Here is a 2,127-nt window from a genome sequence, read left to right on the forward strand (position 1 = left end):
GTCCGGGGCCGACCCCTGCCCGTCGGTGTCCCGCAGTAGCCTCCGACCGTTCGAACGAGAAGAGGAGGCCCGGGTGGGCGCGAGCGGTTGGAACTACGTCACCCCGTGGCTGGGCTCCCCCCAGCGCAGCCTGGACGCGCTGCACCGCGAGGTGTTCACCGCCGAGGAGTGGGACGAGGAGTACGCAAGCCTCGAAGAACTCCGGTCCGACGGGGAGTTCATGGGGACGCGGGGCACCCACTCGGTGCTCGACCTGACCGGCGCCGGTGACGGTGCCCGGGACGACATCCGGCCGCTCCCGCCGCAGCGCCTGCTGGAGCGCTTCGGCACCGAACGGCCGACCGTCGAGCAGTACGCGCTGGCCGCGGCCGGCTCCCCCGGCCTGCACGCCGAGCTCCACGGGCGCTGGACCGGCCGGTACGTACTGCTCCACACCGACGGCGAGCCCACCCACGTGGGCTTCTTCGGCGTCTCCGGGGACTGACGCCCCGGAGACGCGCGCTCAGTCCTGCTGCTCCCACGGCCAGGCCGCGTCCCGCCCGGCCTCCAGCAGCGGGACGAGGCGGAACGCGGCGTCGGTGAGGCCGCCGAAGGTGTGGCGGTTGCCGGTGCCGGAGGGGGCGTGGCCGGTGCGGTAGCCGGCCAGGTTCCAGGTGTAACAGGGGACGTGCGCGGGGACGGACTCCAGCGGGTCGTGGGAGAAGTCGCCGTACGCCTGTTCGTCGGTGACGATCACCACCCGGTCGTGGCCCCGGTAGTGGGCGCGGACGGCCGCGGCGGTGCTGGTGCCGCCGAGGTCGCCGAAGCGGTCGACCGTCTTGAGCAGGGAGTCGCCCGGCCGGAGGTCGATCTCCCGGCTGGTGGTGCCGAACTCGACCAGGTCGGCGGCGGCGGAGCGCAGCGCGATCGCGGTGCCGAAGACGGCGGCGGTGTCGGCCCGGTTGAGTTCGCTCTGCGCGCTGGGCCGGTCGAACATCGAGCCGGAGCGGTCGACCAGGACGAGGGTGCGTCCGGGCAGTTCCGGCACGTTCTCCAACGAGTGCCGCAGGGCCCGTTCCAGGGCGTGGCCCCAGCGCAGCGAGGGGACGTTGCGGTGCGCGGCGAGGTAGCGGAACGGGAACTGGCGCGAGCGCCTGACCTCCCCGCGGTCGGCGATCCGGCGGGCGACGGCCGCGGCCGCCTCGTCCGAGACCCCGGCCCGGTCGAAGTTGCGCAGGTTGCGCACCAGCGCCATCGGGCCCATGGACGGGATGACGGCCTCCCAGACGGCGGCGTCCAGCGGGCCCTGGAGCCAGCCGGCCAGGGCCTCCCAGGTCATTCCGGCGGCGGCGAGGCGCTCGGCCCCGCCGGGGCCGGTGACGGCGGCGCGGCGTTCGGCGACGGGCAGCGCCATCAGTGCGCGGTGCGCGGTCAGCACGGCGTTCCCGGCGGGCGGGAGGGCCTGGTCGGGGCGGTGACGGCGGTCGAGCGCGTAGCGGAACAGCTCGCCCTGCCAGGGCTTGTCGCGGTGCGGGGCGGGGTGGGTGAGTTCCAGGACGTCGCCGAAGCGGTAGCCCTTGCTCGCGGTGTCGTACTTGAGCAGGGCGTGGGCGTCGTAGAGCCGGGCGACGGCGTCGGCGACGCCGCGCTTGAGCGGCTTGGGCAGGTTGCGGCCGTAGCGGGACGTCCAGTAGGCGAGCAGTTCGCCGGGCTCGTCGGGGCGCCGGAGGACGGCGTCGACGACCTGGCGGGAGTGGCCGGGCAGGCCGGCGTCGAGCCGGGCGCGGGTGAACTCGGCGGCGCCGACCAGCGGGGCGGTGCGCATCGCGGCGCCGTGGCGGAGCCAGCGCAGCAGGCCGAGGGTCCACTCGGGGTCGTGGACGGCGAGGTGGCGGACGAGGGCGGTGTAGCGGTCGTCGCGGGCGCCGCCGCGTTCGTAGAAGGTGTCCTGGCCGACGAGGTTGGCGACGGCGAGCAGGAAGAGTTCGGACTTCTCGTCGCGGAGGTGGCCCGTTCCGCCGTTGTGGTTGGGGACGGTCCGCCCGGTGCTGGTCACGGGCGAGGCCGGGCCGTCGACGGCCGGGGCGGCCTCGGTGGCCTCGGCGACCTTGGCGGCGGATCGGCGGAAGTTGAAGCGGGCCATGGGGA

At 75.0% G+C, this 2,127-nt stretch carries 2 protein-coding genes; one reads left to right on the plus strand and one right to left on the minus strand.

Features of this window, described 5'->3' with window-relative positions; genetic code table 11:
- Positions 1 to 73: 73 nt before the first annotated feature.
- Positions 74 to 484: a hypothetical protein gene (locus tag ACFUEL_RS38895; RefSeq protein WP_380242814.1), complete on the plus strand. Its 411-nt coding sequence runs from the start codon at positions 74 to 76 to the stop codon at positions 482 to 484.
- 18 nt (positions 485 to 502) lie between these two features.
- Here the strand turns inward: ACFUEL_RS38895 and ACFUEL_RS38900 are convergent, their stop codons facing one another.
- Positions 503 to 2,122: a TROVE domain-containing protein gene (locus ACFUEL_RS38900; protein ID WP_380242815.1), complete on the minus strand. Its 1,620-nt coding sequence runs from the start codon at positions 2,120 to 2,122 to the stop codon at positions 503 to 505.
- Between the last annotated feature and the right edge of the window lie 5 nt (positions 2,123 to 2,127).

The organism is Kitasatospora sp. NPDC057198 (genome assembly GCF_042670125.1).
Lineage (GTDB): Bacteria > Actinomycetota > Actinomycetes > Streptomycetales > Streptomycetaceae > Kitasatospora.